25 protein-coding genes are annotated in these 24,795 nt (G+C 41.4%); 11 read left to right on the top strand and 14 right to left on the bottom strand.

What is annotated here, in order from left to right:
- Positions 1-3: 3 nt before the first annotated feature.
- Both secB and GKR61_RS11500 read right to left on the bottom strand, forming a co-directional pair.
- Positions 4-471: a protein-export chaperone SecB gene (gene secB, locus GKR61_RS11505; protein WP_006660561.1), complete on the bottom strand. Its 468-nt coding sequence runs from the start codon at positions 469-471 to the stop codon at positions 4-6.
- A gap of 73 nt (positions 472-544) precedes the next feature.
- Positions 545-979, bottom strand: coding sequence for a rhodanese-like domain-containing protein (locus GKR61_RS11500; RefSeq protein ID WP_230085095.1), 435 nt, complete (start codon positions 977-979; stop codon positions 545-547).
- 418 nt (positions 980-1,397) lie between these two features.
- On the opposite strand from GKR61_RS11500, the gene envC reads away from it, so the two are divergent.
- Together envC and GKR61_RS11490 are read left to right on the top strand one after the other, a co-directional pair.
- Positions 1,398-2,690 carry a murein hydrolase activator EnvC gene (gene envC, locus GKR61_RS11495; RefSeq protein WP_036950769.1) on the top strand — a complete coding sequence of 431 codons (1,293 nt, stop codon included), beginning with the start codon at positions 1,398-1,400 and terminating at the stop codon, positions 2,688-2,690.
- A 60-nt stretch (positions 2,691-2,750) separates the two neighbouring features.
- The gene (locus GKR61_RS11490; RefSeq protein WP_154639783.1) at positions 2,751-3,833 is read left to right on the top strand and encodes a divergent polysaccharide deacetylase family protein; all 1,083 of its coding nucleotides are present in this window, start codon (positions 2,751-2,753) and stop codon (positions 3,831-3,833) included.
- Between the two features lie 76 nt (positions 3,834-3,909).
- Here GKR61_RS11490 and tdh read toward each other — a convergent pair whose 3' ends face one another.
- Positions 3,910-4,935: an L-threonine 3-dehydrogenase gene (tdh, locus tag GKR61_RS11485; RefSeq protein WP_036950765.1), complete on the bottom strand. Its 1,026-nt coding sequence runs from the start codon at positions 4,933-4,935 to the stop codon at positions 3,910-3,912.
- A gap of 88 nt (positions 4,936-5,023) precedes the next feature.
- Positions 5,024-6,217: a glycine C-acetyltransferase gene (locus tag GKR61_RS11480; protein WP_154639782.1), complete on the bottom strand. Its 1,194-nt coding sequence runs from the start codon at positions 6,215-6,217 to the stop codon at positions 5,024-5,026.
- Between the two features lie 232 nt (positions 6,218-6,449).
- On the opposite strand from GKR61_RS11480, the gene rfaD reads away from it, so the two are divergent.
- The 3 genes from rfaD to rfaC are packed head-to-tail and all read left to right on the top strand — an operon-like array spanning position 6,450 to position 9,421.
- On the top strand, positions 6,450-7,388 hold the full coding sequence (gene rfaD / locus GKR61_RS11475) for an ADP-glyceromanno-heptose 6-epimerase (RefSeq protein ID WP_036950761.1): 939 nt from the start codon (positions 6,450-6,452) through the stop codon (positions 7,386-7,388).
- 24 nt (positions 7,389-7,412) lie between these two features.
- Positions 7,413-8,459, top strand: a complete 1,047-nt coding sequence (gene rfaF / locus GKR61_RS11470; RefSeq protein ID WP_154639781.1) for an ADP-heptose--LPS heptosyltransferase RfaF — start codon at positions 7,413-7,415, stop codon at positions 8,457-8,459.
- A complete protein-coding gene (rfaC, locus tag GKR61_RS11465; protein ID WP_154639780.1) occupies positions 8,459-9,421 on the top strand; it encodes a lipopolysaccharide heptosyltransferase RfaC in 963 nt (320 codons plus the stop codon). The genes rfaF and rfaC overlap by 1 nt, the downstream gene beginning before the upstream one ends.
- Before the next feature lie 88 nt (positions 9,422-9,509).
- Here rfaC and GKR61_RS11460 read toward each other — a convergent pair whose 3' ends face one another.
- Both GKR61_RS11460 and waaA read right to left on the bottom strand, forming a co-directional pair.
- A complete protein-coding gene (locus tag GKR61_RS11460) occupies positions 9,510-10,973 on the bottom strand; it encodes an ArnT family glycosyltransferase (protein WP_036950752.1) in 1,464 nt (487 codons plus the stop codon).
- A gap of 206 nt (positions 10,974-11,179) precedes the next feature.
- The gene (waaA, locus tag GKR61_RS11455; protein WP_036950750.1) at positions 11,180-12,457 is read right to left on the bottom strand and encodes a lipid IV(A) 3-deoxy-D-manno-octulosonic acid transferase; all 1,278 of its coding nucleotides are present in this window, start codon (positions 12,455-12,457) and stop codon (positions 11,180-11,182) included.
- 214 nt (positions 12,458-12,671) lie between these two features.
- On the opposite strand from waaA, the gene coaD reads away from it, so the two are divergent.
- The gene (gene coaD, locus GKR61_RS11450; RefSeq protein WP_036950747.1) at positions 12,672-13,157 is read left to right on the top strand and encodes a pantetheine-phosphate adenylyltransferase; all 486 of its coding nucleotides are present in this window, start codon (positions 12,672-12,674) and stop codon (positions 13,155-13,157) included.
- A gap of 3 nt (positions 13,158-13,160) precedes the next feature.
- Here the strand turns inward: coaD and mutM are convergent, their stop codons facing one another.
- Complete coding sequence (mutM, locus tag GKR61_RS11445; protein ID WP_108479144.1) at positions 13,161-13,970, bottom strand: bifunctional DNA-formamidopyrimidine glycosylase/DNA-(apurinic or apyrimidinic site) lyase; 810 nt, start codon at positions 13,968-13,970, stop codon at positions 13,161-13,163.
- Between the two features lie 223 nt (positions 13,971-14,193).
- Between mutM and GKR61_RS11440 the strand changes: the two genes are divergently transcribed.
- Both GKR61_RS11440 and GKR61_RS11435 read left to right on the top strand, forming a co-directional pair.
- Positions 14,194-15,153, top strand: a complete 960-nt coding sequence (locus GKR61_RS11440; protein WP_154634487.1) for a glycosyltransferase — start codon at positions 14,194-14,196, stop codon at positions 15,151-15,153.
- On the top strand, positions 15,132-16,451 hold the full coding sequence (locus GKR61_RS11435; RefSeq protein ID WP_108479142.1) for an O-antigen ligase family protein: 1,320 nt from the start codon (positions 15,132-15,134) through the stop codon (positions 16,449-16,451). Before GKR61_RS11440 ends, GKR61_RS11435 begins: the two co-directional genes overlap by 22 nt.
- A gap of 48 nt (positions 16,452-16,499) precedes the next feature.
- Here GKR61_RS11435 and GKR61_RS11430 read toward each other — a convergent pair whose 3' ends face one another.
- The 7 genes from GKR61_RS11430 to radC form a co-directional block, all read right to left on the bottom strand.
- Positions 16,500-17,474 (bottom strand): glycosyltransferase, encoded by a 975-nt coding sequence (locus tag GKR61_RS11430; RefSeq protein WP_154634486.1) that lies wholly within the window; start codon positions 17,472-17,474, stop codon positions 16,500-16,502.
- A gap of 69 nt (positions 17,475-17,543) precedes the next feature.
- The gene (gene rfaP, locus GKR61_RS11425) at positions 17,544-18,341 is read right to left on the bottom strand and encodes a lipopolysaccharide core heptose(I) kinase RfaP (RefSeq protein ID WP_154639779.1); all 798 of its coding nucleotides are present in this window, start codon (positions 18,339-18,341) and stop codon (positions 17,544-17,546) included.
- Entirely contained in the window at positions 18,334-19,458 is a 1,125-nt protein-coding gene (locus GKR61_RS11420) for a glycosyltransferase family 4 protein (RefSeq protein WP_154610065.1), read from the bottom strand. The genes rfaP and GKR61_RS11420 overlap by 8 nt, the downstream gene beginning before the upstream one ends.
- 1 nt (position 19,459) lies before the next feature.
- Positions 19,460-20,524 carry a lipopolysaccharide core heptosyltransferase RfaQ gene (rfaQ, locus tag GKR61_RS11415; protein ID WP_036950725.1) on the bottom strand — a complete coding sequence of 355 codons (1,065 nt, stop codon included), beginning with the start codon at positions 20,522-20,524 and terminating at the stop codon, positions 19,460-19,462.
- A gap of 211 nt (positions 20,525-20,735) precedes the next feature.
- Positions 20,736-20,903 carry a 50S ribosomal protein L33 gene (gene rpmG / locus GKR61_RS11410; protein WP_004265124.1) on the bottom strand — a complete coding sequence of 56 codons (168 nt, stop codon included), beginning with the start codon at positions 20,901-20,903 and terminating at the stop codon, positions 20,736-20,738.
- Positions 20,904-20,914: 11 nt separating this feature from the next.
- A complete protein-coding gene (rpmB, locus tag GKR61_RS11405) occupies positions 20,915-21,151 on the bottom strand; it encodes a 50S ribosomal protein L28 (RefSeq protein WP_004265123.1) in 237 nt (78 codons plus the stop codon).
- Positions 21,152-21,403: 252 nt separating this feature from the next.
- Positions 21,404-22,069, bottom strand: a complete 666-nt coding sequence (gene radC, locus GKR61_RS11395) for a RadC family protein (protein ID WP_036950916.1) — start codon at positions 22,067-22,069, stop codon at positions 21,404-21,406.
- Between the two features lie 182 nt (positions 22,070-22,251).
- Between radC and coaBC the strand changes: the two genes are divergently transcribed.
- The 3 genes from coaBC to slmA all read left to right on the top strand — a co-directional run bounded on the left by coaBC (position 22,252) and on the right by slmA (position 24,765).
- Entirely contained in the window at positions 22,252-23,508 is a 1,257-nt protein-coding gene (gene coaBC, locus GKR61_RS11390) for a bifunctional phosphopantothenoylcysteine decarboxylase/phosphopantothenate--cysteine ligase CoaBC (protein WP_036950722.1), read from the top strand.
- Entirely contained in the window at positions 23,480-23,935 is a 456-nt protein-coding gene (dut, locus tag GKR61_RS11385; RefSeq protein ID WP_154599592.1) for a dUTP diphosphatase, read from the top strand. Before coaBC ends, dut begins: the two co-directional genes overlap by 29 nt.
- A 233-nt stretch (positions 23,936-24,168) precedes the next feature.
- Entirely contained in the window at positions 24,169-24,765 is a 597-nt protein-coding gene (gene slmA / locus GKR61_RS11380) for a nucleoid occlusion factor SlmA (protein WP_036950718.1), read from the top strand.
- Positions 24,766-24,795 lie beyond the last annotated feature (30 nt).

Raw genomic sequence — 24,795 nt, 5'->3', positions numbered from 1 at the left:
ACCTTATTGAACTTCAGGGTTCTGCGCTTGTTCACCTTGTTGCTGCTGTAAGTAATTCATGAACAGTGCATCAAAGTTAACTGGCGCTAAGTTCAATTGTGGGAAAGTACCACGACCCACCATGTTCGTGATAGTTTCACGCGCATATGGGAACAGGATATTTGGGCAGTATGCACCTAAGCAATGTGCCATTTGAGTGCCTTCGATACCATCAATGGAGAACACACCCGCTTGCTGAACTTCACACAGAAATGCAGTTTCTTCGCCCAGAGTAGCGGTAGTTGTCACACGCAGAACAACCTCATATACGCCTTCAGCTAGCTGAGTTGAAGAAGTATCTAAATCTAATTTGATCTCTGGCTGCCACTCTTTTTGAAAGATTTGAGGTGCATTAGGTGCTTCAAATGAAACGTCTTTTGCGTAGATACGTTGAATTTGAAATACCATTTCTGAGTTGTTTTGTTCTGACATAATAATTACCTTACTTCCATATTAGAGTTTCGAGATATATTCAGTTGCCGGCACATTTTACAGTGCCGGATAATTACTTCTTACCACGAGCCAGTGGTAGGTTTTCACCCGCCCAACCAGCGATCCCTTCTTTCAGGACAAAGACTTTTTCAAAGCCATGATGAGCAAGCTGTTCAGCAGGTTTAGTTGCTTCCATTCCACTTGCAGAAACCATAATCACAGATTTCTGTTTATGTTTTTCCAGCTCACCCAAATTATTATCTTTAATTTCAGATGGTGTTAAGTTAATAGAATCAATAATATGCCCTTTGCGGAACTCTTCGCGAGTACGTAAGTCCACAACAACTGCTTCTTCTTTATTGATCATTGTAATCGCTTGAGTGCGCGCAATGACTTTAGTTTTAGAGAATAGGCTTCTGAAGGTCATCACGACCACGGCAACAAATAACACTATCCAAGTCAGACTAACAAACGTGTTACGACCGACAAATTGCATGATTTCTTGGATCATGGGGGGCAATTACTCCCGTTAGTTAAAAACGAATATCAAAGGGTTCAGAGTATACCTTTGTGCCGAGCTAATTACAGCCAGTTAGCGCAAACTAGAATGTCTTTTTTGCGAAAACACTCGCAGAGTTAACACCTTTTTACTGAAAAAAGAATTTTTTTCTCAAAGCTGTACGCAGGCATTTTAACATAAACATGCTCCGACTAGACTTTGACGCTAAATTAATTCCCATCTAAATAGAGTATATACAGTAAAATTCAGTGATAATACGCCTATGATTTGACTTAGTATCAAATGGTATAATAGCAATATTCTTAATTTTTAAGCGTTTTTATGACTATTTTTAAGAGAACACTGGAAAGCACGACTTGCAGATGAAATAATCAGTTATTGCATTTAATTGAGGTGATCTATCACAATGGCCCATACATCCCATCGAATAAAGACGTTTTTTGTTCGTCAGGCAATGATCCCCGCCCTGCTTGGTTTGGGGTTATTCACTTTGGCGCCTTCTCACGTCGCGCTCGCGAATCAGATCACCGAAAATAAAGGTCAATTAAATGACCTGCTAAAAAGCATTGCTGAAAAAGAAAAAAGCGTTAAAGAACAGCAAACTAAAAAAAGTAATCTCCTTCAGCAACTTAAAGAGCAAGAACAAAGTATTTCAGCAGCAAGCCGTGATTTGCATCTAACACAAAACCAATTAAAACAGCTAGATAAAGAAATATCCGCCTTATCTAGCAATATCAGTCGGCTGCAAAAGAAAAAAAATGAGCAAGAAAAACTACTTGCTGAGCAGTTAGATGCTGCATTCCGACTTGGTAAACACCAAGGTTTATCACTACTCTTAAAGGGGGAAGAAGGTCAACGGGAAGAGCGAATTCTTGCGTATTATGGTTACCTCAACCAAGCTCGTGAAAAAAATATTCTTGATCTAGAAGAAACCACCAAAGAGCTGCACGAACAGAAACAATTAGAGCAAAAAAAGCAAGCTGAGCAGAAAACAACGCTCACACGCCAGCAGCAAGAAAAACAAAAGCTCGATAATGCGCAAGCTTCACGGCAAAAAACCTTAACCGTATTAGAAAGCTCATTAAAAGAAGATCAAAAAAATCTCGCGGTCTTAAAGCAGAACGAAGCCAGACTACGCGACAAAATTGCTAAAGCAGAACGCGAAGCCAAAGCACGCGCTGAGCGTGAAGCTCGTGAAGCCGCGCGAATTCGTGCTCAAGTGGCTGAAAAGGAAAGAAAAGCCAAACAGAAAGGCGCCACGTATAAGCCATCTGAAAGTGAGCAATCACTTATGTCTCGAACAGGCGGTTTAGGTCGTCCTGCTGGTCAAGCTATCTGGCCGGTACGCGGTTCCACCCTACATAATTATGGGGATGTGATCTCCAGCGAATTACGTTGGAAAGGTATGGTGATCGCCGCAAATGAAGGCACCCAAGTTAAGGCTATTGCGGATGGTCGTGTACTACTCGCTGACTGGCTTCAAGGTTATGGTTTGGTTGTTGTCGTTGAGCATGGTAAAGGGGATATGAGCCTATATGGCTATAACCAAAGTGCGCTGGTAAATGTGGGACAAGAAGTCCGCGCAGGTCAGCCAATTGCGTTAGTGGGAAGTAGTGGCGGTCAAGAACGCCCTGCACTTTACTTTGAAATTCGCCGACAAGGTAAAACCGTCAACCCTCGCCCATGGCTAGGAAGGTAGCACAACCACCTTTCACATTACCTATAAAATGCTAGGCTATAAAAAGTTAGGAAAATAATTATGTTAAGACACTCGCCGATGAAATTACTGATTAGCCTGCTCCTTATCATGGTCAGCTCTCAGGCGAGTGCCGCCAAACTCGCTATTGTCATCGATGATTTCGGTTACCGAGCCAAAGAAGATAATCAAATCCTAGCGTTACCGACCGCCATCAGTATTGCTATTTTACCTAACTCACCTCATGGTGCTGAAGTCGCGGCAACCGCCTATCAGCAAGGGCGGGATATTTTAATCCATATGCCCATGAAACCATTGAGTAAACAACCTCTCGAAAAAGACACTTTGGCACCCTCGATGAGTGCTGAAGAGATTGACCGCATCATCAAAAATGCCATTAGCCGAGTTCCTCACGCTAAAGGAATGAATAACCATATGGGTAGCGAGATGACCTCCAGCCTTTCTGGGATGCGCAATGTGATGCGCTCGCTGTCGCAATCGAACCTCTTTTTCTTGGATAGCGTCACGATTGGTAATACGCAAGCATTGAATGCTGCTAAAGAATTTGGCGTTCCCTCTACGAAGCGCAATATTTTTATTGATAATCACCAATCTGAAGAAGAAACCCGTACACAGTTGAATAAAGCCATTGCTTACGCGCGTAAACATGGCAGCGCCGTGGCTATTGGGCACCCGCATCCATCAACCGTGCGCGCCTTACAAAAATTTATTCCACTGGTTCCCTCTGATATTGAGCTTGTGCCTGTCAGTTCACTGGTCGGCTATCAGCCAGCAACTGGCGAACCACGTAAAACGCTCAGAATGCAACCTGAAGGCGTTAATCCAACTCTGCCAGTGACAAAGCCAGAGACAAAAATGCCATTCAAATCAGAGGCAAAACCTCATGAAGCGGCTAAAACAACGGTAGATTCTGATGATGCTACACCAACTCTTGCGGAGCCAGAACTGACCAACGATGCTGCGGAGCAACCTGAAAAATCAGTCAGTCCCGCAGAGTTAGGTGTATGCGATATCGAACTCCCATCAACCCGCCTACAAGGCATTGAGCTACTCATGTTTGTGGTCGAGGCCATTTATCAAGATAAAACCCTACAGCCCCTGATTGCAGAAAAGAAAATACCATAACGGGTAAGACTAAACATAAAAAAGGGTTTAAAGGCCTTCGCCAATAAACCCTTTAAACTCATAAGCTAATTCTGCATTAATCCCAGTTTAAAATCACTTTTCCTGACTGCCCTGAGCACATCACATCAAAGCCTTTTTGGAAATCATCAATAGAAAACTCATGAGTTATGATTGGTGATAAATCGAGGCCTGATTGCACGAGTGTCGCCATCTTATACCAAGTTTCAAACATTTCACGCCCATAAATTCCCTTGATAAACAGACCTTTAAATATAACTTGGCTCCAGTCTGTTGCCATCGATGATGGAGGAATACCTAATAGCGCAATTCTGCCACCATGATTCATGGTATCTAGCATAGTTTGGAAAGCAGCGGGCGCCCCTGAAACTTCTAGCGCCACATCAAAGCCTTCTTTCATGCCCAGTTCATTCATGACGTCTTTAAGATTTTCACGGCTCACATTCACCGCGCGGGAGACACCCATTTTTTTCGCTAATTCAAGGCGATAATCATTCACGTCAGTGATCACCACATGGCGAGCACCAACATGTCGGCAAACTGCTGCCGCCATAATACCAATAGGACCTGCGCCCGAAACCAGCACATCTTCCCCCACTAAATCAAACGATAGTGCCGTATGTACCGCATTACCAAATGGGTCAAAAATTGCTGCAATTTCATCGGGAATATTGTCTGGAATTTTAAAGGCGTTAAACGCTGGGATCACCAAATACTCAGCAAAACATCCTGGGCGATTTACACCGACGCCAATGGTATTACGGCATAAGTGGGTACGCCCACCTCGGCAATTACGGCAATGACCGCAGGTAATATGCCCTTCGCCAGAAACACGGTCACCAATTTTAAACCCTTTAACTTCCTGCCCAATCTCAACAATTTCCCCTATATATTCATGACCCACCACCATCGGAACTGGAATCGTTTTTTGCGACCATTCATCCCAGTTGTAGATATGAACATCCGTACCGCAAATAGCGGTTTTACGGATTTTAATCATCACATCATTGTGTCCCAGTTCCGGTTTCGGAACATCTGTCATCCATATACCTGGTTCTGCTTTTAATTTGGACAGTGCTTTCATAGGCGACCTTTTATTTATGATTACATTAATTTAATGACCACTTTAATTTCACAACTGCATTAATTTCATAAGAAAATCAAATTTATAACTAAATTAGTTGAAGCTTTTTGCCAATACGGGTGAATGCATCAACAGCGTGTAAAATATCCTCTTCGCTGTGTGCAGCAGACATTTGCGTGCGAATTCGCGCTTGTCCTTGCGGAACTACCGGATAGAAAAATCCAGTGACATAAATACCTTCTTTTAATAGTTCTGAAGCAAATTGCTGAGCAATTTTGGCATCACCCAACATCACAGGAATGATGGCGTGATCGGCGCCTGCTAATGTAAATCCTGCCGCAGACATTTTTTCTCTAAATAACTTCGCGTTAGCCCACAATTTCTCACGGCGCTCTTGCCCTTCGGTCATCATATCGATCACCTTAATGGACGCAGCAACAATAGCGGGTGCCAAAGAGTTAGAGAATAAATACGGACGAGAGCGTTGACGTAACCACTCGACAACCTCTTTTTTGGCGGCAGTATAACCACCCGATGCACCACCTAATGCTTTTCCGAGTGTGCCAGTAATAATGTCTACTCGCCCCATCACTTTACAATACTCGTGGCTACCACGACCGTTTTCACCAACAAAACCAACAGCATGAGAGTCATCTACCATGATCAATGCGTTATATTCATCTGCAAGGTCACAGACAGTTTTCAAGTCAGCAATCACACCATCCATCGAGAAAACACCGTCAGTCGCAATCAGAATATGACGCGCACCCGCAGCTTTCGCTTCTTCAAGGCGCTGTTTTAATTCCGTCATATTGTTATTGCTGTAGCGATAGCGCTGGGCTTTACACAGGCGAACACCGTCAATAATGGATGCGTGGTTTAGTGCATCAGAAATAATGGCGTCTTCTGGCCCCAGTAGCGTTTCGAAAAGCCCGCCATTGGCATCAAAACAAGAGGAATAGAGAATCGCATCTTCCATTCCAAGGAAATCCGCGATTTTCTTTTCAAGAACTTTATGGCTGTCTTGGGTACCGCAAATAAAGCGAACCGATGCCATACCAAAGCCATGGCTATCCATACCCTGTTTTGCCGCTTCAATCAGCGCGGGATGATTGGCTAAGCCTAAATAGTTATTTGCACAGAAGTTAATAACGCGCTGTCCACCCTGGATTTCAATATCCGCGTCTTGAGAGGTCGTAATAATGCGTTCATGTTTAAACAAGCCTTCAGCTTCTATTTGCACCAATTGTTGTTTAATCTGCTGGTAAAATTGTTCTGACATGATTTGTTCCTGTAAAGAAGTTGTTTACAGAGTTTAATAATAGTCACTAGAACTAGCGATATCTGGTGAGCAAATAAGTTAAGTTTGTAGGCAAGATCACGATAATGCCCTTTAAAGAGGTATGACAACTAGGACAATTATCTGGTCGATATACTGTTGTCTGCACAAAGAGGTGTTATTATAGACCCCAATTTTGTATCTATTTATTCTTAACCCACTTGAGGTATTCACGATGATCGTAGTCACTGGCGGAGCTGGTTTTATTGGCAGCAATATTATTAAAGCCCTGAATGAAATGGGTCGCACCGATATTCTGGTGGTGGATAACCTGAAAGATGGTACTAAGTTTGCCAACCTTGTTGACCTCGATATCGCCGATTACATGGATAAAGAAGACTTTATCGTGAGCGTTATTGCGGGTGATGATTTTGGCGATATTGACGCTGTTTTCCATGAAGGTGCTTGCTCATCCACCACTGAGTGGGATGGTAAGTATATGATGGATAATAACTATCAATTTTCTAAAGAACTGCTGCATTACTGTTTAGAACGTGAAATTCCTTTCCTGTATGCCTCTTCCGCAGCGACATACGGCGGACGTAGCGATAATTTCATCGAAGAACGTGAATTTGAAAAACCACTGAACGTATACGGCTACTCTAAATTCCAATTCGACCAATATGTCCGCAGCATCATGCCTGAAGCTCAGTCTCAAGTGTGTGGCTTCCGCTATTTCAACGTTTATGGACCAAATGAAAACCATAAAGGCAGCATGGCGAGCGTGGCTTACCACTTAAACAAACAAATTAATGAAGGGCAAACCCCGAAACTGTTTGAAGGAAGCGACACTTTCCGCCGTGATTTCATCTACGTTGGCGATGTGGCAGCGGTGAATTTATGGTTCTGGGAAAATAATGTTTCTGGCATTTTCAACTGTGGTACAGGTCGCGCGGAATCATTCCAAGCCGTTGCCGATGCCGTCACTGAATTCCATAAAGATAAAAATGTGTCTATCGAATACATTGAATTCCCTGAGAAATTAAAAGGCCGCTACCAAAGCTTTACTCAAGCGGATCTGACTAAATTACGTGCCGCAGGTTACACCGCACCGTTTAAAACCGTTGCTGAAGGCGTGACCGAATATATGCAATGGCTGAATAAAGACGCGTAATCGTCTTTTATGAAAACAGTGCCTATGAAAATATTAGTAATTGGCCCCTCATGGGTAGGGGATATGATGATGTCTCAGAGCCTTTATCGTACGATCAAGGCGCTGCATCCTCATGCTCAGATAGATGTGATGGCACCGGATTGGTGCCGTCCGTTATTGGCGAAAATGCCCGAAGTGTCTGAAGCGATTTCCATGCCATTAGGCCATGGAAAGCTCGAAATTGGCGAACGTCGTCAATTAGGCATCAATTTACGGGAAAATGGGTACGATCAGGCGATTGTTTTACCTAATTCCTTGAAATCTGCTCTGGTGCCGTTCTTTGCTAAAATCGCCAAAAGAACGGGGTGGCGTGGTGAAATGCGTTATGGGCTGCTTAATGATTTACGCCCATTAGATAAACAAGCATTTCCGCTGATGGTGCAACGCTACGTAGCATTGGCGTATGACAAGCAGCTCATCAAATCTGCCAATGATATTCCCGCCCCAATTCTATGGCCTAGGTTAGTCACTGATAAACAACAAGTTAGTGATACTATTAGTCAATTTAATATTGATTTTTCTCGCCCAATTATTGGTTTCTGCCCAGGCGCTGAATTTGGTCCTGCAAAACGTTGGCCACACTATCACTATGCAGCGTTAGCTCAAAAACTAATCAGCGAGCAAGGCTACCAAGTCCTGTTATTTGGCTCTCAAAAAGACCATGAAGCAGGCGAAGAAATCCGCCAAAGTTTGACTGACGACGCTCGTCATTACTGCCTCAATTTCGCAGGAAAAACGTCGTTAGAACAAGCCGTTAATCTTATTGACGCTTGCCAAGCCGTAGTGAGTAATGATTCTGGCTTAATGCATGTGGCTGCAGCTCTCGATAAGCCGTTAGTCGCACTATATGGCCCAAGCAGCCCTGACTTTACCCCACCACTGTCCGATAAAGCGGAAGTGATCCGGCTGATAACGGGTTACCACAAAGTACGTAAAGGTGACGGCGAAAGTGGCTATCACCAGAGCTTAATTGATATTCAACCGCAAATGGTACTGGATGCCCTCACGCGTTTAAATATAGGTATTAAATAATGAGAGTGTTATTAGTAAAAACATCATCTATGGGAGATGTTTTGCACTCTCTGCCTGCATTAACCGATGCGCAGGCAGCAATACCGAATATTCAATTTGATTGGGTCGTCGAAGAGGGGTTTGCTCAAATCCCTACATGGCATAGTGCGGTGAATAAAGTCATCCCTGTGGCAATCCGTCGCTGGCGAAAAAATTGGTTTGCTGCGCCAATTCGTGCTGAACGTGCGGCATTTCGTCACCAACTACAGGAAATCCACTACGATGCAGTGATTGATGCGCAAGGGTTACTTAAGAGTGCGTTGCTAGTCACTCGCCTTGCTCTCGGTTCTAAACATGGTTATGACCGCCATAGTATCCGCGAGCCGATTGCTAGCTTCTTCTACGACCATCGTTATTCCATTAGTAAACAGCAACATGCGGTAGAACGTATTCGCCAATTATTTGCTAAAAGCCTCGGGTACACTTGCCCTAGAACCCAAGGCGATTACGCGATTGCTCGCCATTTCTTGCAATCTGCCGACGAAACCGAAGCGCCCTATGTGCTGTTTTTGCACTCCACAACCCGCGACGATAAGCATTGGCCTGAGTCTCATTGGCGCGAACTGATTCAGTTAATGAAGGAAACTGGGCTGAGAGTGAAGCTCCCTTGGGGTGCAGAGCATGAGCATCAACGAGCGATGAGGCTAGCTGAGGATTTTGATTTTGTTGAAGTTTTACCAAAATTAACGCTGGCACAAGTCGCGCAACAGATTGCGGATGCAAAAGCAGTGGTTTCTGTCGATACAGGTTTAAGCCATTTAACCGCCGCGCTGGATAAACCGAATTTTACGCTGTTTGGTCCAACAAACCCCGGTTTAATTGGTGGTTATGGAAAAGACCAAAATGAGATAAAAAGCGTAGATAATAGAATGGATAGCATTAAAGCTGATGTGGTCTTCCAACAACTGTGCACCGAGTTATAGCCCACTCAGAGTATTATCTAAAGCCTATCTCCCATAATAATTAAGCGGTCATTTGACCGCTTAATTATTTTTTCACTGTATAAAAGATTTATTTTTTCTCTGGGGCAATAAACCCAAAACACATGGTTTTCGGCTCAGCATCCGGTTCAGAGCGATAAATTACATCTTCTTTTTCGATCGTAAATTGTGGCCAGAATTTACGCACTTTAGCGAAATCTTCGTGGGCACAATCATCATATTTGCGCCCTAATAAAATAGCACCATGCTCACGAATTTCTGCTTCAGTGATATCACGATTGTACACATTCGGCGGCATATGATTTTCTAGCGTCCAAGGCTGGATAACATGCGGTCTATCTTGGGCATAGATAATAAACCATTGATGTAGGTTATCCTCACCACCAACATATTTGACTGGTGTTCCGTAACGTTGATACCAACGTTGTTCACCTTCAGCGATTAAGGTTTTCACGCCAATAAATTTCTGACCCGCTCCGCGAATATTTCCTGCTTGAACAACGAGATAGCCAGATACCATTAAGACGCCAACCACTGCCAAACCAATCAACGGTTTTTTCAGTGATTTTTTCGGCATTACAGTGATTGAGCCGACAAATAAAGGCGCACAGGCCATCATAAATGGCTGTAACCACTCAGTAATTCGCCCACCATCATGGAACGAGAACCAACCGTAAATCACGGCTAATGGAAATAAAATAATGAAGTTTGCCATGCGGTTCGATAAGGCTTTCGGCCAACCGATTTTTCCGCCACAGCAATATAAGATAATTGCTGCGATAATCAGCGGGTAAAACACACTTAACGCAGCTTCCGTGGTATGTAAGTTAAAACCGGGGTCAATTTGCGAATCTACCCATTTAAAGGCTGAAAAATCACTCGCCATCAACCAGAAGAAGTTTGGCAAGATCATCGAAAACCACAGTGCTATCGCTAAATAAAACACCGGATGGCGATAGCTTTGGCGCGCTTGTTTCACAAAAAGGGTGAGTAAGAAAACGGAGCCGACTAAAGCAAGCGTGGAGTATTTCCCCATTGTTGCCAGACCGGTCACTAAAGCAAAAGGTAGCCACCACAGTGGGTTATCTTCGACGGCACGCAGAAATAAGTAAATCACCCAAGGCCAGAATGTCACTAAAATATAGTTATCATTATAAGGAATAATATCGAAATTAATGACGCCTGATAAATTCATCATCAGCATCGCAAACCATGCAAGGTCACGGCGCCCTGTTAACCGATAGGCAAGTTTCCATACCCCAAGTAACCCAAATCCAATACCGATAAAATGGCTTAAATACCAATAGAAACTATAAGAAATTCCCAAATGGATGGCAGGCCACATCATCGTACCGACAAACCACGGATTTTTTGGGGAGCCCCACTCACCATTCATTCCCCAGTTAACGGCTTCGACCGTATCGTAAGGAACGGTCGGGTCAAAAAAGAAACTCGCAAGGATCCAGGCAATGGCATAGCCAATGATCCAAAGATACACATACTTATTTGAAGTTGGTTGATTGGTTGTCGGCATTCTTTTTTCAGCGAAATTTATCAATAAAGTTAAAGGGAAATACGCATTATTTTACGTCAAGCTTGTAGAGTTCTACCTCTCGCTCGGCTGAGTATGCAAAAACGTGACTGGGTAGTTTACTATAGTTTAAACAAAATAATCAGAAATGAGAGAAATTGTTATTACTCATTATAGTAATATTCAAGTTATCAATATTTTGCTGAATATTACTGTTCTCTAGGAGGTAAATAAGGCTGCAACAATTTAAGTAAACGCTGCAATGCACCTTGGTTTTCATGTAATACTTCTGCGGCATGTCGACCATAATACAGTCGATAATCTTCATCGGATAGCAGGCTCGTGACGGCTTGAGCCAGTGATTCGCTGTCCGTCACGGTGATCAACCCATCTGCTTGGGTTAATTTCGCACAAATATCTTTAAAATTAAAGGTATGTGGTCCCATCAAAACAGGTAATGCATGCGCAGCTGCTTCAAGTGGATTATGACCGCCCGTTTCAACTAAGCTCCCGCCAACGAAAGCAATATCTGCAATTCCGTACAGCAACATCAATTCCCCCATCGTATCGCCAATAACCACTTGGGTTTCTAGAGATGGGATAACGCCACTACTACGACGAATGAAGCTTAGCCCTGCTTTTTGCGTCAACTCTTCCGCTTTTACGAAACGTTCTGGATGCCTTGGAACTAAAATGAGTAATAAATTGGGAAATTTTTTCAACAACTGTTGGTGAGTTTGTAAAACAATGGCTTCTTCACCTTCATGGGTGCTTGTCGCAATCCATACAGGGCGATGTGCGGCCCACTGCCTGCGTAAGGTAATCGCTTTAACAGCCAATTCAGGGGTAACGGAAATATCAAATTTTAAGCTTCCCGTCACTTCTAACTGCTTACGTCTTAACCCTAATTGAATAAAACGTTCACCATCTTCTTGATGCTGAGCTGCCACCATCGTGACATTTTGCAGCATACGCTTCACAAAGCTACCAAGCTTTTGATAACCCGCAGCAGAGCGTTCAGATAACCGAGCATTCGCGATAACTAATGGAATATTACGCTTATGCAATTGGTTGATCATATTTGGCCAGAGTTCTGTTTCCATAATAATCACCAGTTTAGGATCAACTTGATTAAGGAAACGGCTCATTGAGCCTGGTAAATCATAAGGGAGATAAACGTGACTAATATCGTCACCAAATGCCGACTGAACACGCTCTGACCCGGTTGGCGTCATTGTTGTCACAGTGATAGGGAGTGATGGATAGTGATGGCGAAGTGCACGCACTAACGGTACTGCCGCAAGGGTTTCCCCCACAGAAACTGAGTGTAATAAAATACCTTTAGGAACAACTTTGCCACCACAAAAACCATAGCGTTCCCCCCAGCGTTTGCGATACGCAGGGGCTTTACGGCTACGCAATAATAAGCGTATCCAAATCAATGGCTGGATGAGATAAAGAAGTACCTGATATACACGCAATAACATTCGATCTGATTCACTTACCAAAATTGGCGGTATCTTACCATAAACCATTACTGAAAGTGTGTAGAATCTGTGCCTAAAATGAGACTTAAAATAAATGGATGCTTACCAGTGATTGTTGCAAGAGAACGCAATTGCCGTTAATGTGGATTTCACCGTCACTTATTCCTATCGATATATTAGGATAGGCAATAATAAACAAAGAGATAGCAATATCATGACCCATAAAGCTATTTATCCGGGAACCTTTGACCCGATTACCTCTGGACACGTCGATATCGTCACCCGTGCTGCCGCGATGTTTGACCATGTTTTGCTCGCTATCGCAAATAGTCAACGCAAAAGCCCTATGTTTAATCTGGAAGAGCGTGTTGAGCTCGCGAAGCAAGTTACAGCTCACTTAGGGAATGTCGAAGTGGTTGGCTTTTCTGAGTTAATGGCGAATTTTGCACAGAAAAATAATGCGAATATTTTAATTCGTGGCGTACGTTCAGTGGCAGATTTTGAATATGAATGGCAACTGGCTAATATGAACCGCCATTTTGTTCCTGAGCTAGAAACAGTATTTTTACTTCCATCACAAAGCTTATCTTTCGTTTCATCCTCATTAATTAAGGATGTCGCGCTTCATGATGGAGATATTTCGTCGTTTTTACCGCCTATAGTTGCTGAGGCTATGTTGAAAAAACTCAACAAAATCTAGCAATTACTTCTGACATTGAGGGCAATAAAAGGTTGTCCTCTGTCCTTGTTTGATGCTCTCAATCTGGGTTCCGCATAAAGAGCAAGGCTCACCTTTTTTTCCATACACAAATAACTCTTGAGCAAAGTAACCCGGTTTTCCGTCTGACTGTAAAAAGTCTTTGAGAGTGGTTCCACCTTGCTCTATTGAACGTTGCAGCACTTTTTTAATCTGCGTAACCAGTTCGGTAATTTCATTGAGTGTCAGTGTGTTAGTCAGCTTTTCTGGGGAGATTCTTGATGCAAAAAGCGCTTCATTAGCGTAGATATTCCCTACCCCAACAACGATTTTGTTGTCCATCAACCAAGGTTTGACCGCAACCTTACGTTTAGCTGCTAAATCAAAGAGATATTTAGGATTGAATTCATCGGAGAGAGGCTCAGGACCTAAATGGGCGAGAACGGAGCTAGACGCTAAATCATCGCACCAAAGCCATGCACCAAAGCGTCGAGGGTCAGTGTAGCGCAGTACTTTACCGTCACCCAAGATAAGGTCTACATGGTCATGTTTCCCTTCGGTTATCTCTTCCGTTAGAATTCGCACACTGCCAGACATTCCTAAATGGACAATAATCCAACCTTTGCGCAGTTCAATCAGTAGGTATTTTGCCCGTCGTTGAACACTAATCACGGTTTCATCAGATAAACGCATGATTTGTTCACTTACCGGCCAACGTAACCGTTCATTACGCACAACGGCATAACTAATTGTATTGCCGACTAAATGTGGTTCAATACCTCGGCGACTGGTTTCAACTTCGGGAAGTTCTGGCATTATTTTTTCTCAATTTGGCAAAAAACTTGGTTAATAATCACATATTACCCCTATAACATGGATAACCATTGTTATACCATAAGCCCTATTAATCAAAGAGCACAGATTGATAAACTTACTAACAAGGGTGACCGAATAAATATTCTATTTGGCTATCTTGACGCCACTATATGAATGACGCTCATCCTCGTAACAGTTAATAATTACATATTGGCATTTTTCGATGAAAAACATTAAGTTATCTGTTATCGTTCCATGTTATAATAGCGAAAAATATATTGATGAATGTTTATCTTCAGTTATTTCATTTATGGATAATGAAGTCGAATTGGTCATCATCAATGATGGTTCAACAGATAGTAGCGAGCAGGTTATTTTTAATAAAATCAACCAATATACTCATCTAAATATACTGTATGTAAAAAGAGACAATGGGGGGCTATCAAAAGCAAGAAATCATGGGATATCCCTAAGTTCAGGAGAGTATATTGCCTTCTTAGATGCTGATGATTTTCTAAACAGTCAATTTTATCATGAAATAAGGCCAATAATATCTTCATCAGATTATGACCTCATTGAATTTGACACACTAAAATTTGAGGATTCACATCCAGATATAAAAAATAAAATAAAAACGAGTAGCTTTTCTGGCGCCGTGAAAATAACGACCTATCATGATTTGAAGCCTGTTTTTAATAATAAAAAGTGGTTTGCATGGTCAAGGGTATATCGAAGTACTCTATTTAAAGAGGTAGGTATTCATTATCCTGTCGGTATTTTGTATGAAGATATGGCAACTACTCCCTTTCTTTATTTAGAAAGTAAAAATATCTATAGCATCAATAAAACGTTAATTCATTATCGAGTAAATGAAACTAGTATCACGCAAACCTTTAGACGAAGTGATATTAACAGTCTTATTTATGTTATGGCTACCTTGTCATTTATTGCTCTTATTAAAGGCCCTCTAGTGGCAAAAATGTTGGCAAAATCACAATCTGAAGCATTTCACTTACTGAAAAAGTCAATATCCAAGAATACTGGAGAAAAGCTATCGAAATCTGAAGCCTTTCAAATAAAGCAATCTATAGCGTTATTTAAAAAATATTTATCCTATAAAGAACGGCTTCAAATTTATTTTCTAGAGATTTATTTTTCCTTATGGAAAAAGAACAAATCTTGACTTTCAATAAAACACAATCACTTGAAATAAACAACTTTAAAACAACAGGTAACTTTGTGAAAATAGCCCAAAAACTTCGCGAACAAGCTCCCTTTTTCTTACTTTTTGTAATGATAATTGGGATGTTTACTAACGATACACAAGGTATTCTAAATATTTCCGCTGCGCTGCTTTTTTTATTTGTTGTCTATACCGCCGCAACAAAAAAAACCAACATACTTAGTGGGCTGCGTCGACTCATTAGCGGTCGAAAATTTTTATTCCTTTTTTTAGCTTGGTGCTTATTTTGCGCAACCTTCTTTACATATTCCGGCTTTACTACTGATGCTCTCAAAGCGATATTTGATGATTGGCGTTATGTTATTGTTATAACTTTATTTTTGATTGTATTTCAAAGTGAACAGAGTAAATCCCAGAAAGTCATTACATATGCTCTAATTTCCACCTTAGTATTTATTCTTTTTATTACGCCTGTTTTAAAAATTATAAAAGGTAGCGATATGCCGATGTATCTTCAGCTTAGGTATGGGTTTGCTCATTACGCTACTCTCATTTTTCCATTTGTGTTAACTGGTTTTTTTATATCGAAGAACATTTCTTTCAAAATAATTTTATTTTTACTCTCGATTATAGGGTTTACTTTTGTTCTTTATACTGGCAGCCGTGGTGGAGCATTGGCTATCGCCGTTGAATCTGCACTGATATTGCTACTATTATCACCTAGTCTAAAGAAATTTTGTTATTACAGCCTGATTTGCTCACTACTGTTATCTGCCACACTTTATGCTTCTTATTCCTTCATCCCCCAAGTAAAGAATAAAGTTAACCAAACTATTAGTGCGAATAATATCACCTCAAGCAGAGATCAAATTATTGATGTACGTTATCCACTTATCATGAATAGTATAGAAAATAACTTACATGGAATTGGATATGGCGGAGTAGCTTATAATAATTACTTGAATGACCATAATGTAAAACCTATCAAAAGTGCATCAGGCTATTCAGAAAAGAAAAAAATGATGACTCACAATAATGATGAACCTTTCTTCCTGAATATTGCATACAGCATTGGTTATATTGGATTATTTCTATTCTGCGTAGCTTTTATTTTCAACATGAAAGATCTTTTACACAGTTTTAAACAAAAGAAAGACATCCTTAATGTCGGTATATTCGTTTCATCAATTGGCTACTTTTTGGTCTATTGCCTATTTGAATTTATCTTCTTAGATATCTTTATTTTGTACAACATACTCACCGCGATCTTGATAAATAACGTTTTAGTGAAAAAATGATACGAAAAAGGCCATCTACATTGATGGCCTTTTTAATACAATACCTAACTAATGGGACGCTTTTTTCATTAAGTATTGAATTGTCGTCATAATAAACTGAAGATATTTACCATTTTTTCTTAGATGAGATTTCTTACGAGATAACTGTTTATAGCCTTCTGGCTTTAATAAAGGTATATCTTTCCAAGGTGAATTCTTGCGGGCACGCTCTAAATAATCGTATTCTTCATAGAAATTTGCCCACTCATGGAAAGGCTTGGTTAGCCCCACAAAATGAATAAAAACCACACTATCAGGGATCTTAGTCAGATGCCCTTTACTCGTAATATACCAATCAAGAGAAAACATATAATTATAGTTTTCACTAATATTGACTAACTTATCGTTGAGTAAAACGTTTAATGCATCTTGGTCCGGATGTGAGAAATCATTTTTTTCAACTAACTCAATAACTTTATTTGGAATATCGCTCTCAGCCAGATACTTGAGAGACATATATAAAAAACCTGAATTAAAATACTTGCTCATATCGATCGATAAACGCTGTTTTTCACTACAGAATTTATCTTTCACTGCATAAACAAAGGTATTTTCACCAAATTGTAAAGTCTTTAACTCTGCCATATTACCTTTACAAATGATGTCAGCATCAAGATATAACAAGTTATCAATGGTATCCGAAAGATATGAAATAATGAGCAATCTAAAATAGATTGCATGGCTCCACGCTTTAGATGGAAGCGGCAGCTGCTTAAATTTTTCGTTATCAATAAAGTAAATAGTTAACTTATGTGGAGTATTTTCGACTAATCCACGGAATAGTTTTTCATCAGGCAAATTATCGACAAAAAGGTGAAAATGGAAATTTGTTTCTTGATTATTGAGAAGAACCGATGCAATTGACGTACCGACACCGTATAAAAACTTCTCATCAACACCATAGCCAATGTGAAAATAACTATCTTCACTGTTTTGATTATCGTTTATTTTTATCAATGATTTAATCATATCATTGTTTATCATGTCGTTACCTTTTACCTAATCAATCACAATGTTTGAATAACTGTCTATGATGCTAATATTGAGTATCTTTTATAAACGATATTTTAAACTTCTTTGGCGAATTTTTTCTGCTCTTTGCTCAGAGATTTGTATTAATCGTTGCTCTTTCTTCAAAATCTCACGCAGCGGCATTTCAAAATAAACCTTCATAAACCGGAAAATATCTCGTTGAGTTAAGCCGATTTCTAATGACGAAAAGTATAAACCAATTAAATCCTTATTTCGCCAACGGGTAGGAACTGACGACCGTAGCTGTGCGCGATGCAAATCGATAACTGAAATTTTTAAATTTTGCAGATTTTCTGTGAACGGTAGATGCAGTAAGAAATGGCAAATATAACAGTCGCGGTGATTAATGCCGATGCGATGCATCTTACGTACCATCTCGGCAACTCGCTGGATCAACATTTGCTTAGTTCTGAATTTAGGCGGTTGAGTTGCCCAATTAGCGCAGTAATCTTCTAAACTCACTGTTGGAGTGAGGTCTTCAGTAATAATAAATGAATGACGTCGAAGTGGGTTCCACCCTCTTTGCCCAAAAGCACGCCCGTTCATGGTATCAACGCCAGCTTCAGTCAATCGATGAATTGCATTCCATTCACGATCTGCACCTAAAACAGGTAAACGGAATGAAAATAAATTCTTCAAAACCTCTTTTAGCGTCGTGCCATAATGAATCTTAATAAAATAGCTTTTATCATCAAGCTGGAAACGCAATGTTCTGCGCGTTTCCAATGCACGAAAGACTTCGCCATCCAGTTTATCTGTTTCAACAAATGGGTCTTTATCTTTCCATAATTCGTTAAAAGGTGCTTTTAACTCAACCATTAGAGCATCCTAAAATAATATCGGCCGCTTTTTCCGGTAAACTATACAGATCTTCTGTATCCGCATAGTATTTAGCATTGTTTACCCACTGAGTTCGTTTTTGTGTATCTTGCAGACTATCGCATAGAGCCTGATTTAAAACTGTCTGTTCAAACGGCTCATTAACCACCACGCCACATTGTGCTTTGTCGATAAACGACGCATAACCACACACTTCAGTGACTATAATTGGCAATCCAGCAACAATCGCTTCAAGCAGGACAATCCCAGCCGCTTCTTGATAAGCCGGATGCATCAAAATATCCGCAGCAGCCATTAGCTCCGCAATGTCATTGCGTCCGCTAAAAAATGAAACTTGTTTAGTAATTCCCAACGTTTCCGCTAATCGTTGATATTTACCGGGTTTATCTTGCCCTACCACCATCAAAAGTGTGTTATTTCTGATGTTTTCAGGCAGTGCTGCCATCGCCTTAAGAGTTCTATCAACTCCCTTGCGTTTAAAATCAGACCCAACTTGAAGCAGTAAAAATGCAGACTCTGGAATTTGATTCTTTTCCCGATAAATACGCTTAGCATCCACAATCTGTTGGTCATATTTTCGATCAACGGCTATACCCGGAGGCAGCATGTGAAAACGGTCACTTTCCGTTCCATAGTGCTTTTCAAAATGGGTAATTTGATGAGGAGTGAGCATCATGAGCTGCGTTGCCTTTCCTTTTTGGAAGACCGCTTTTTCAAAAGCAACATAATGTTTATAGCGTGGAGTCAGCTTATAGAAAAAGCCTTTTTCTTCAGCCACTTTTTGCGCATAACAAACATCCGCAGCAAAATATACATCCAGCTCAGGCATTTTATTAAAGCCAACAATTCTATCTACAGGATGTTGCTTCAGATGTGCCATTACCCATTCACAATATTGGGCATTTCGTCCATGGTTAGTGCCTGAACTAGTAGGAACAATAATAATTTCAAACTGTTCTGGGCGTTCACCTTCCCATGACTGGGTATAAACACGAATCTGATGTCCACGAGCTTGGCAAGCCATCGCGATACGTAAAAAGTCGCGTTGTAGCCCTCCAAATGGAAAATATTTATACAGACAAAATGCCAACACCATCTTAGTACCTTCCCATCATTGAGCGCATATTCATCGGCAGCATTTGCTCTGTTGCTTCAATCACATCACTCGCAGGGATCACGGAGAGATATTTTTTATTGCGGTCTAGCTCATCTCTAGGTGGCATATTTTCATAGTCCCCCGCCCAGAATTTCACCACATTATCGCTCCATGGACGCCAGAAAATATGGTTAGTGGCACCAAATAAGCAAACGATGGGAGTTTTAACCGCGGCAGCAATATGCATCGGTGCAGAATCGACACCAATAAAAAGGGCAGCATGCGCAATTAATGCGCCTAATTCAGGGAAAGATGTTTTTCCTGCAAGCTCAGTCGTTGGCTTGGTTTGGCAATTCTCCGCAATTTCATTCACACACGCTAAGTCTTCTTTGCTTGGGCCCGATGTTAATACCACTTGATAGCCACGAGACTGCAACGCATCAATGACGGCTGAGAATTTTTCATTATCCCAACATTTAAAAATTTGTCGGGCAGTAGGCTGGATCACGACATAGCTACTGTGAACGCCAAGGTCTAACAGTCTTTGATCAATTTTTTTCCAATCATCTTCCGCATAAGACATGGTTAGGTCTGTTTTGAATTCTTGGATCCCTAACGGTTTTAATACAGAAAGATTATTTAAAACAACATGCTCTCCTTCAGGAGGAGTGAGATGCGTAAAGCTATTTCGCCAAAATTTCGAATCACGATGACCGAAATCGTGTGAAATCTTAGTTTCTGCGGGAATCGCGCGAACGAGTAACGAAACCATCCATTGGTCGGCAAGGTTAACCACTAAATCATACTGATTACGACGTAATTTAAACAGTAGACTTAAAAAGTTGCAGGCTTTACTCAAACCACCACTTTTCTTACCTTTCATGCCATATAGTGTATGGATCTCTTGGTTTTCCGACAAAATGGGAATGGTGTCCTGATAAAGCAAAACATCAATCTGAGCATCAGGATAATTTTGCTTCAATGAGCTGATAACAGGCGTCGTCAGTAGCATGTCACCATGAAACCGCATCTTGATTACAAGAATTTTTTTATACTGTTTTTTCACCAGGAGCTCTTAATCAGGTCTAGTAGATAAATTGATATGGATATTTGACAATAAAATGCGTTATTAATTCCATGAATACTGAACATGTTACTACGTTCAGATTAATGGTTATAGTTTTTAATCAATATCCCTATGGATAGCCACTTTATGGCTAATTTTTGACATAAAAAAACCCAGCCTAAGCTGGGTTCTTCGTACGCAGAAAGCAAAATTATTTGATTTTTGCTTCTTTGTAGATCACATGCTTACGAACAACTGGATCGAATTTTTTCAGTTCCAGTTTTTCTGGCATTGTGCGCTTGTTCTTCGTAGTGGTATAGAAGTGACCTGTACCTTCAGAAGAAACCAGCTTGATTTTCTCGCGAATACCTTTAGCCATTTTTTAGCTCCTTAGTACTTCTCACCGCGGGTACGCAGTTCAGCAAGAACAGCATCAATACCCTTTTTATCGATAACACGCATACCTTTAGCAGATACACGCAGTGTTACGAAACGTTTCTCAGACTCAACCCAGAAACGGTGAGAGTGCAGGTTTGGCAAAAAACGACGTTTGGTCGCGTTTAATGCGTGTGAACGGTTGTTACCGCTCATTGGACGCTTGCCGGTAACTTGGCAGACTCGTGACATGTCTATTCTCCAAAAATCTAATCAGCTCGAGCTTTTTTGTTCTGGGCTTGACTGCCTCGTCAGGCTTAGGAGCCCATCTCAGCAAACTTTTAAGTGATCAACAAAATATCTTTATCTTAGCAAAAAAATTTACTGAGATAGGCTCTTCTCGTCAAACCCGAGATCCTTAAAGGTGGCGTAGTATACGCTTTCAATCGTTTTCACTCAAGCCCAACACAGCAAAAGTTGTCATTTTTTAGTCAAAAAATAATTTTACAACCATCCGCGCTCGGCAAATGAGGTGCAAGATTTGTGTCCAACCACAAAATGATCAAGTAATTTAATCCCCATCATGTCACAAGCACTCTGAATTTTCTCAGTAACGTACTTATCTGCCATGCTTGGCTCAGGGTTTCCTGATGGGTGATTATGAGCAAGCACTATCGCTCTGGCATTCATTTTCATGGCAAACCGGATAATTTCTCTTGGATGCACTTCAACGCGATTGATAGTGCCTTTAAACATCTCTTCCTGGCAAATCACCTGATGCTGGTTATTCAAAAATAGCACCATGAAAACCTCTCGCTCCTGCCCTGAAAACAATTCAAGCAACCTCGATTTCAATGTATTGGGGTTATCCATGATGTCATCACAAAGCACTTGCGCAGAAAAACAACGCCTTGCGAGTTCGCTAGCGGCTTGCAACTGACTTAATTTACAAGCCCCCAAGCCTTTGCATTCAATCAGCTTTGCGTAGTCAGCTTGCACTAATAGATAGAGTGAACCAAACTCATGAAGTAAACGCTGAGCAAGTTGTAAAACGGGTTCACCTCGTGTTCCTGTACGTAAGAAAATAGCTAATAACTCTGCATCAGATAATGATGCAGCTCCATATGCCAACATTTTTTCTCGTGGTAAAAGCTCCATGTATTCGTGCATCGACTCATCCTCTTTCACGTCGTTGCCCTCTTTGTAGTCAACCAACATACACAGGGCAATCATATAAACTAGCCTTTGCGTAGCGCTTCGCAAAAATAGCATCGGGATACAAAATCGGCTCTCTCACCAAGCTCATTGATATGGTAAGATGCCCCCCATGTTGACCAAATCGGACAGAGACCATGACTCAACAAACTTCAGTTAACTCATTATTAGGTAAGCGAATTGTTCTTGGTATCAGTGGTGGAATAGCCGCTTATAAAATCCCTGAACTCACTCGCCGACTGCGTGATGAAGGGGCATCTGTACGTGTTGTCATGACACCTGCGGCAAAAGCGTTCATTACACCTCTTACTTTGCAAGCCGTTTCCGGTTATCCGGTCGCTGATGATTTGCTAGACCCTGCCGCTGAGGCCGCAATGGGTCACATTGAATTGGCAAAATGGGCTGATATAATTATTTTAGCGCCAGCTACTGCCGATTTAATCGCACGATTAAGCGCTGGCATGGCGAATGATTTACTTACGACCGTTTGTCTTGCATCTGCGGCGCCTATTGCCGTCGTGCCTGCGATGAATCAACAAATGTATCGCGCTGCAGCAACACAGGATAATTTAATCAGACTGCAACAACGCCAGTGTATGATTTGGGGTCCTGATGAAGGCAGCCAAGCATGTGGTGATGTGGGGCCAGGGCGTATGATTGACCCATTAGCTATCGTGAAATTGGCTGGTCAGCACTTTCAATCATGTTTAGGTCAGCAATCACGTTCAGACCTACAGGGGATTTCAATCATGGTTACGGCAGGTCCAACCCGTGAAGATTTGGATCCTGTACGCTTTATCAGTAATCATAGTTCTGGGAAAATGGGTTTTGCCATCGCGCAAGCTGCCAGTGAACGCGGAGCGAACGTCACTCTCGTCGCAGGTCCTGTTAATTTGGCAACACCGAATGGTGTAAACCGCATTAACGTGACGAGCGCCCTTGAGATGTATGAACAAGTACACCAGTCTATTACTGAGCAAGATATTTTTATCGGCTGTGCTGCGGTTGCAGATTACCGAGCTAAAACCGTCGCTGAGAATAAAATTAAGAAACAAGGGAATGAAGTTTCCATTACCCTTGTACAAAACCCTGACATTGTGGCAAGTGTAGGAAAACTGACGCAAAATCGCCCTTATGTAGTCGGTTTCGCGGCAGAGACCCAAAATGTCGAAGAATATGCACGACAAAAGCGCCAACAAAAGCAACTTGATTTAATTTGTGCGAATGACGTTTCCTTAGCGGATAATGGCTTTAATAGTGATAACAATGCACTACATCTATTTGATGCCCACGGTGATGTTCGATTACCACACAGTAGTAAAATTGAATTAAGCCACCATTTACTTGACGAGATACTCCAACGTTATGAAAAAGATCGATCTGAAAATTCTTGATGCACGTATTGGGAATGAGTTTCCACTGCCAACTTACGCAACCACTGGCTCTGCGGGTTTAGATTTACGTGCATGTATTGATGCACCTATCGATTTAGCACCGGGTCAAACTGAATTGATCCCAACGGGTCTAGCTATCCATATTGCAGACGAGCAACTTGCCGCAGTAATTCTGCCACGCTCAGGTTTAGGTCATAAGCATGGTGTAGTACTGGGTAACTTGGTTGGTTTAATCGACTCAGACTACCAAGGCCAACTGATGGTGTCAGTATGGAACCGTAGCGACAAAGCATTCACCGTTGAACCGGGTGAGCGTATGGCACAAATGGTCTTTGTTCCTGTTGTTCAGGCACAATTCAATATTGTGGATGACTTTGACGCGAGTGAACGCGGTGAAGGTGGTTTCGGTCATTCTGGCCGCCAATAATGGGCCGACAATAAGTCGAACCTATTCACGTTGAAATACCGAATATAGGCGCCCTACAAGCGTCTATATTTATGAATAAAAACAATCAGTAAGGTATTTTTGTACCTCGTGAATGGATTAGATTTGATTATAATCTCTACATATTTTAAACCTGTTTTATTCTGAGTGTGACTTTACTCAGAGCGAAATTTTGGATAGTTTGTCTTGCTGTTTTAGCAGGGGTCTTATCAGACATGGCAGAGAATACAATACAAAAACGTAACAGACGTGATGAGATTTTGCAGGCTCTTGCGTTAATGTTAGAAAGTAGCGATGGCAGCCAGCGTATTACAACGGCAAAACTCGCTGCAACAGTTGGTGTTTCAGAAGCTGCGCTATATCGTCATTTTCCAAGCAAAATGAAGATGTTCGACAGCTTAATTGAATTTATTGAAGATTCACTTGTTTCCCGCATCAACCTGATTTTAACGGACGAAAAAGATACACTTGTCCGAATTAAACTGGTTTTAGCGCTAATTTTAGGTTTCTCAGAGAAAAACCCTGGATTAACGCGTATAATGACGGGTCATGCGCTAATGTTCGAGCAAGATAGGCTGCAAGGGCGCATTAACCAATTATTCGAACGTATCGAATCACAGCTGCGACAAGTATTAAAAGAGAAAAAAATTCGTGATGGACAAGGCTTTATCCATGACGAATCACTATTAGCTTCTCAACTATTAGCCTTCTGTGAAGGTATGCTGTCCCGCTTCGTACGTTCTGAGTTTCGTTACCGTCCAACGGTAGAGTTCGAAGCTCGCTGGCCTTTAATTTTGGCTCAGTTACAATAACCGCTTATTTATACTACTCACCCCGCCCAT

It is taken from the genome of Providencia sp. wls1916, from assembly GCF_009706585.1.
In the GTDB taxonomy this organism is placed as follows: Bacteria; Pseudomonadota; Gammaproteobacteria; order Enterobacterales; family Enterobacteriaceae; genus Providencia; species Providencia lanzhouensis.
The sequence above is the reverse complement of the archived record's forward strand: the minus strand, read 5'-3'. Positions and strand labels throughout refer to the sequence as shown.

Excerpts from the sequence above, each read along its gene's own strand:
- GKR61_RS11440 (WP_154634487.1), top strand. The coding sequence starts at position 14,194 with ATGAAAAACATTAAGTTATCTGTTATCGTTCCATGTTATAATAGCGAA.
- rpmG (WP_004265124.1), bottom strand. The coding sequence starts at position 20,903 with ATGGCTAAAGGTATTCGCGAGAAAATCAAGCTGGTTTCTTCTGAAGGT.
- GKR61_RS11490 (WP_154639783.1), top strand. The coding sequence starts at position 2,751 with ATGTTAAGACACTCGCCGATGAAATTACTGATTAGCCTGCTCCTTATC.
- coaD (WP_036950747.1), top strand. The coding sequence starts at position 12,672 with ATGACCCATAAAGCTATTTATCCGGGAACCTTTGACCCGATTACCTCT.
- coaBC (WP_036950722.1), top strand. The coding sequence starts at position 22,252 with ATGACTCAACAAACTTCAGTTAACTCATTATTAGGTAAGCGAATTGTT.
- rfaF (WP_154639781.1), top strand. The coding sequence starts at position 7,413 with ATGAAAATATTAGTAATTGGCCCCTCATGGGTAGGGGATATGATGATG.
- secB (WP_006660561.1), bottom strand. The coding sequence starts at position 471 with ATGTCAGAACAAAACAACTCAGAAATGGTATTTCAAATTCAACGTATC.
- GKR61_RS11420 (WP_154610065.1), bottom strand. The coding sequence starts at position 19,458 with ATGGTGTTGGCATTTTGTCTGTATAAATATTTTCCATTTGGAGGGCTA.
- rfaC (WP_154639780.1), top strand. The coding sequence starts at position 8,459 with ATGAGAGTGTTATTAGTAAAAACATCATCTATGGGAGATGTTTTGCAC.
- rfaD (WP_036950761.1), top strand. The coding sequence starts at position 6,450 with ATGATCGTAGTCACTGGCGGAGCTGGTTTTATTGGCAGCAATATTATT.
- dut (WP_154599592.1), top strand. The coding sequence starts at position 23,480 with ATGAAAAAGATCGATCTGAAAATTCTTGATGCACGTATTGGGAATGAG.
- GKR61_RS11480 (WP_154639782.1), bottom strand. The coding sequence starts at position 6,217 with ATGTCAGAACAATTTTACCAGCAGATTAAACAACAATTGGTGCAAATA.
- slmA (WP_036950718.1), top strand. The coding sequence starts at position 24,169 with ATGGCAGAGAATACAATACAAAAACGTAACAGACGTGATGAGATTTTG.
- rfaP (WP_154639779.1), bottom strand. The coding sequence starts at position 18,341 with ATGGTTGAGTTAAAAGCACCTTTTAACGAATTATGGAAAGATAAAGAC.
- GKR61_RS11460 (WP_036950752.1), bottom strand. The coding sequence starts at position 10,973 with ATGCCGACAACCAATCAACCAACTTCAAATAAGTATGTGTATCTTTGG.
- GKR61_RS11430 (WP_154634486.1), bottom strand. The coding sequence starts at position 17,474 with ATGATAAACAATGATATGATTAAATCATTGATAAAAATAAACGATAAT.
- rpmB (WP_004265123.1), bottom strand. The coding sequence starts at position 21,151 with ATGTCACGAGTCTGCCAAGTTACCGGCAAGCGTCCAATGAGCGGTAAC.
- mutM (WP_108479144.1), bottom strand. The coding sequence starts at position 13,970 with ATGCCAGAACTTCCCGAAGTTGAAACCAGTCGCCGAGGTATTGAACCA.
- GKR61_RS11435 (WP_108479142.1), top strand. The coding sequence starts at position 15,132 with ATGGAAAAAGAACAAATCTTGACTTTCAATAAAACACAATCACTTGAA.
- radC (WP_036950916.1), bottom strand. The coding sequence starts at position 22,069 with ATGCACGAATACATGGAGCTTTTACCACGAGAAAAAATGTTGGCATAT.
- envC (WP_036950769.1), top strand. The coding sequence starts at position 1,398 with ATGGCCCATACATCCCATCGAATAAAGACGTTTTTTGTTCGTCAGGCA.
- tdh (WP_036950765.1), bottom strand. The coding sequence starts at position 4,935 with ATGAAAGCACTGTCCAAATTAAAAGCAGAACCAGGTATATGGATGACA.
- waaA (WP_036950750.1), bottom strand. The coding sequence starts at position 12,457 with ATGTTATTGCGTGTATATCAGGTACTTCTTTATCTCATCCAGCCATTG.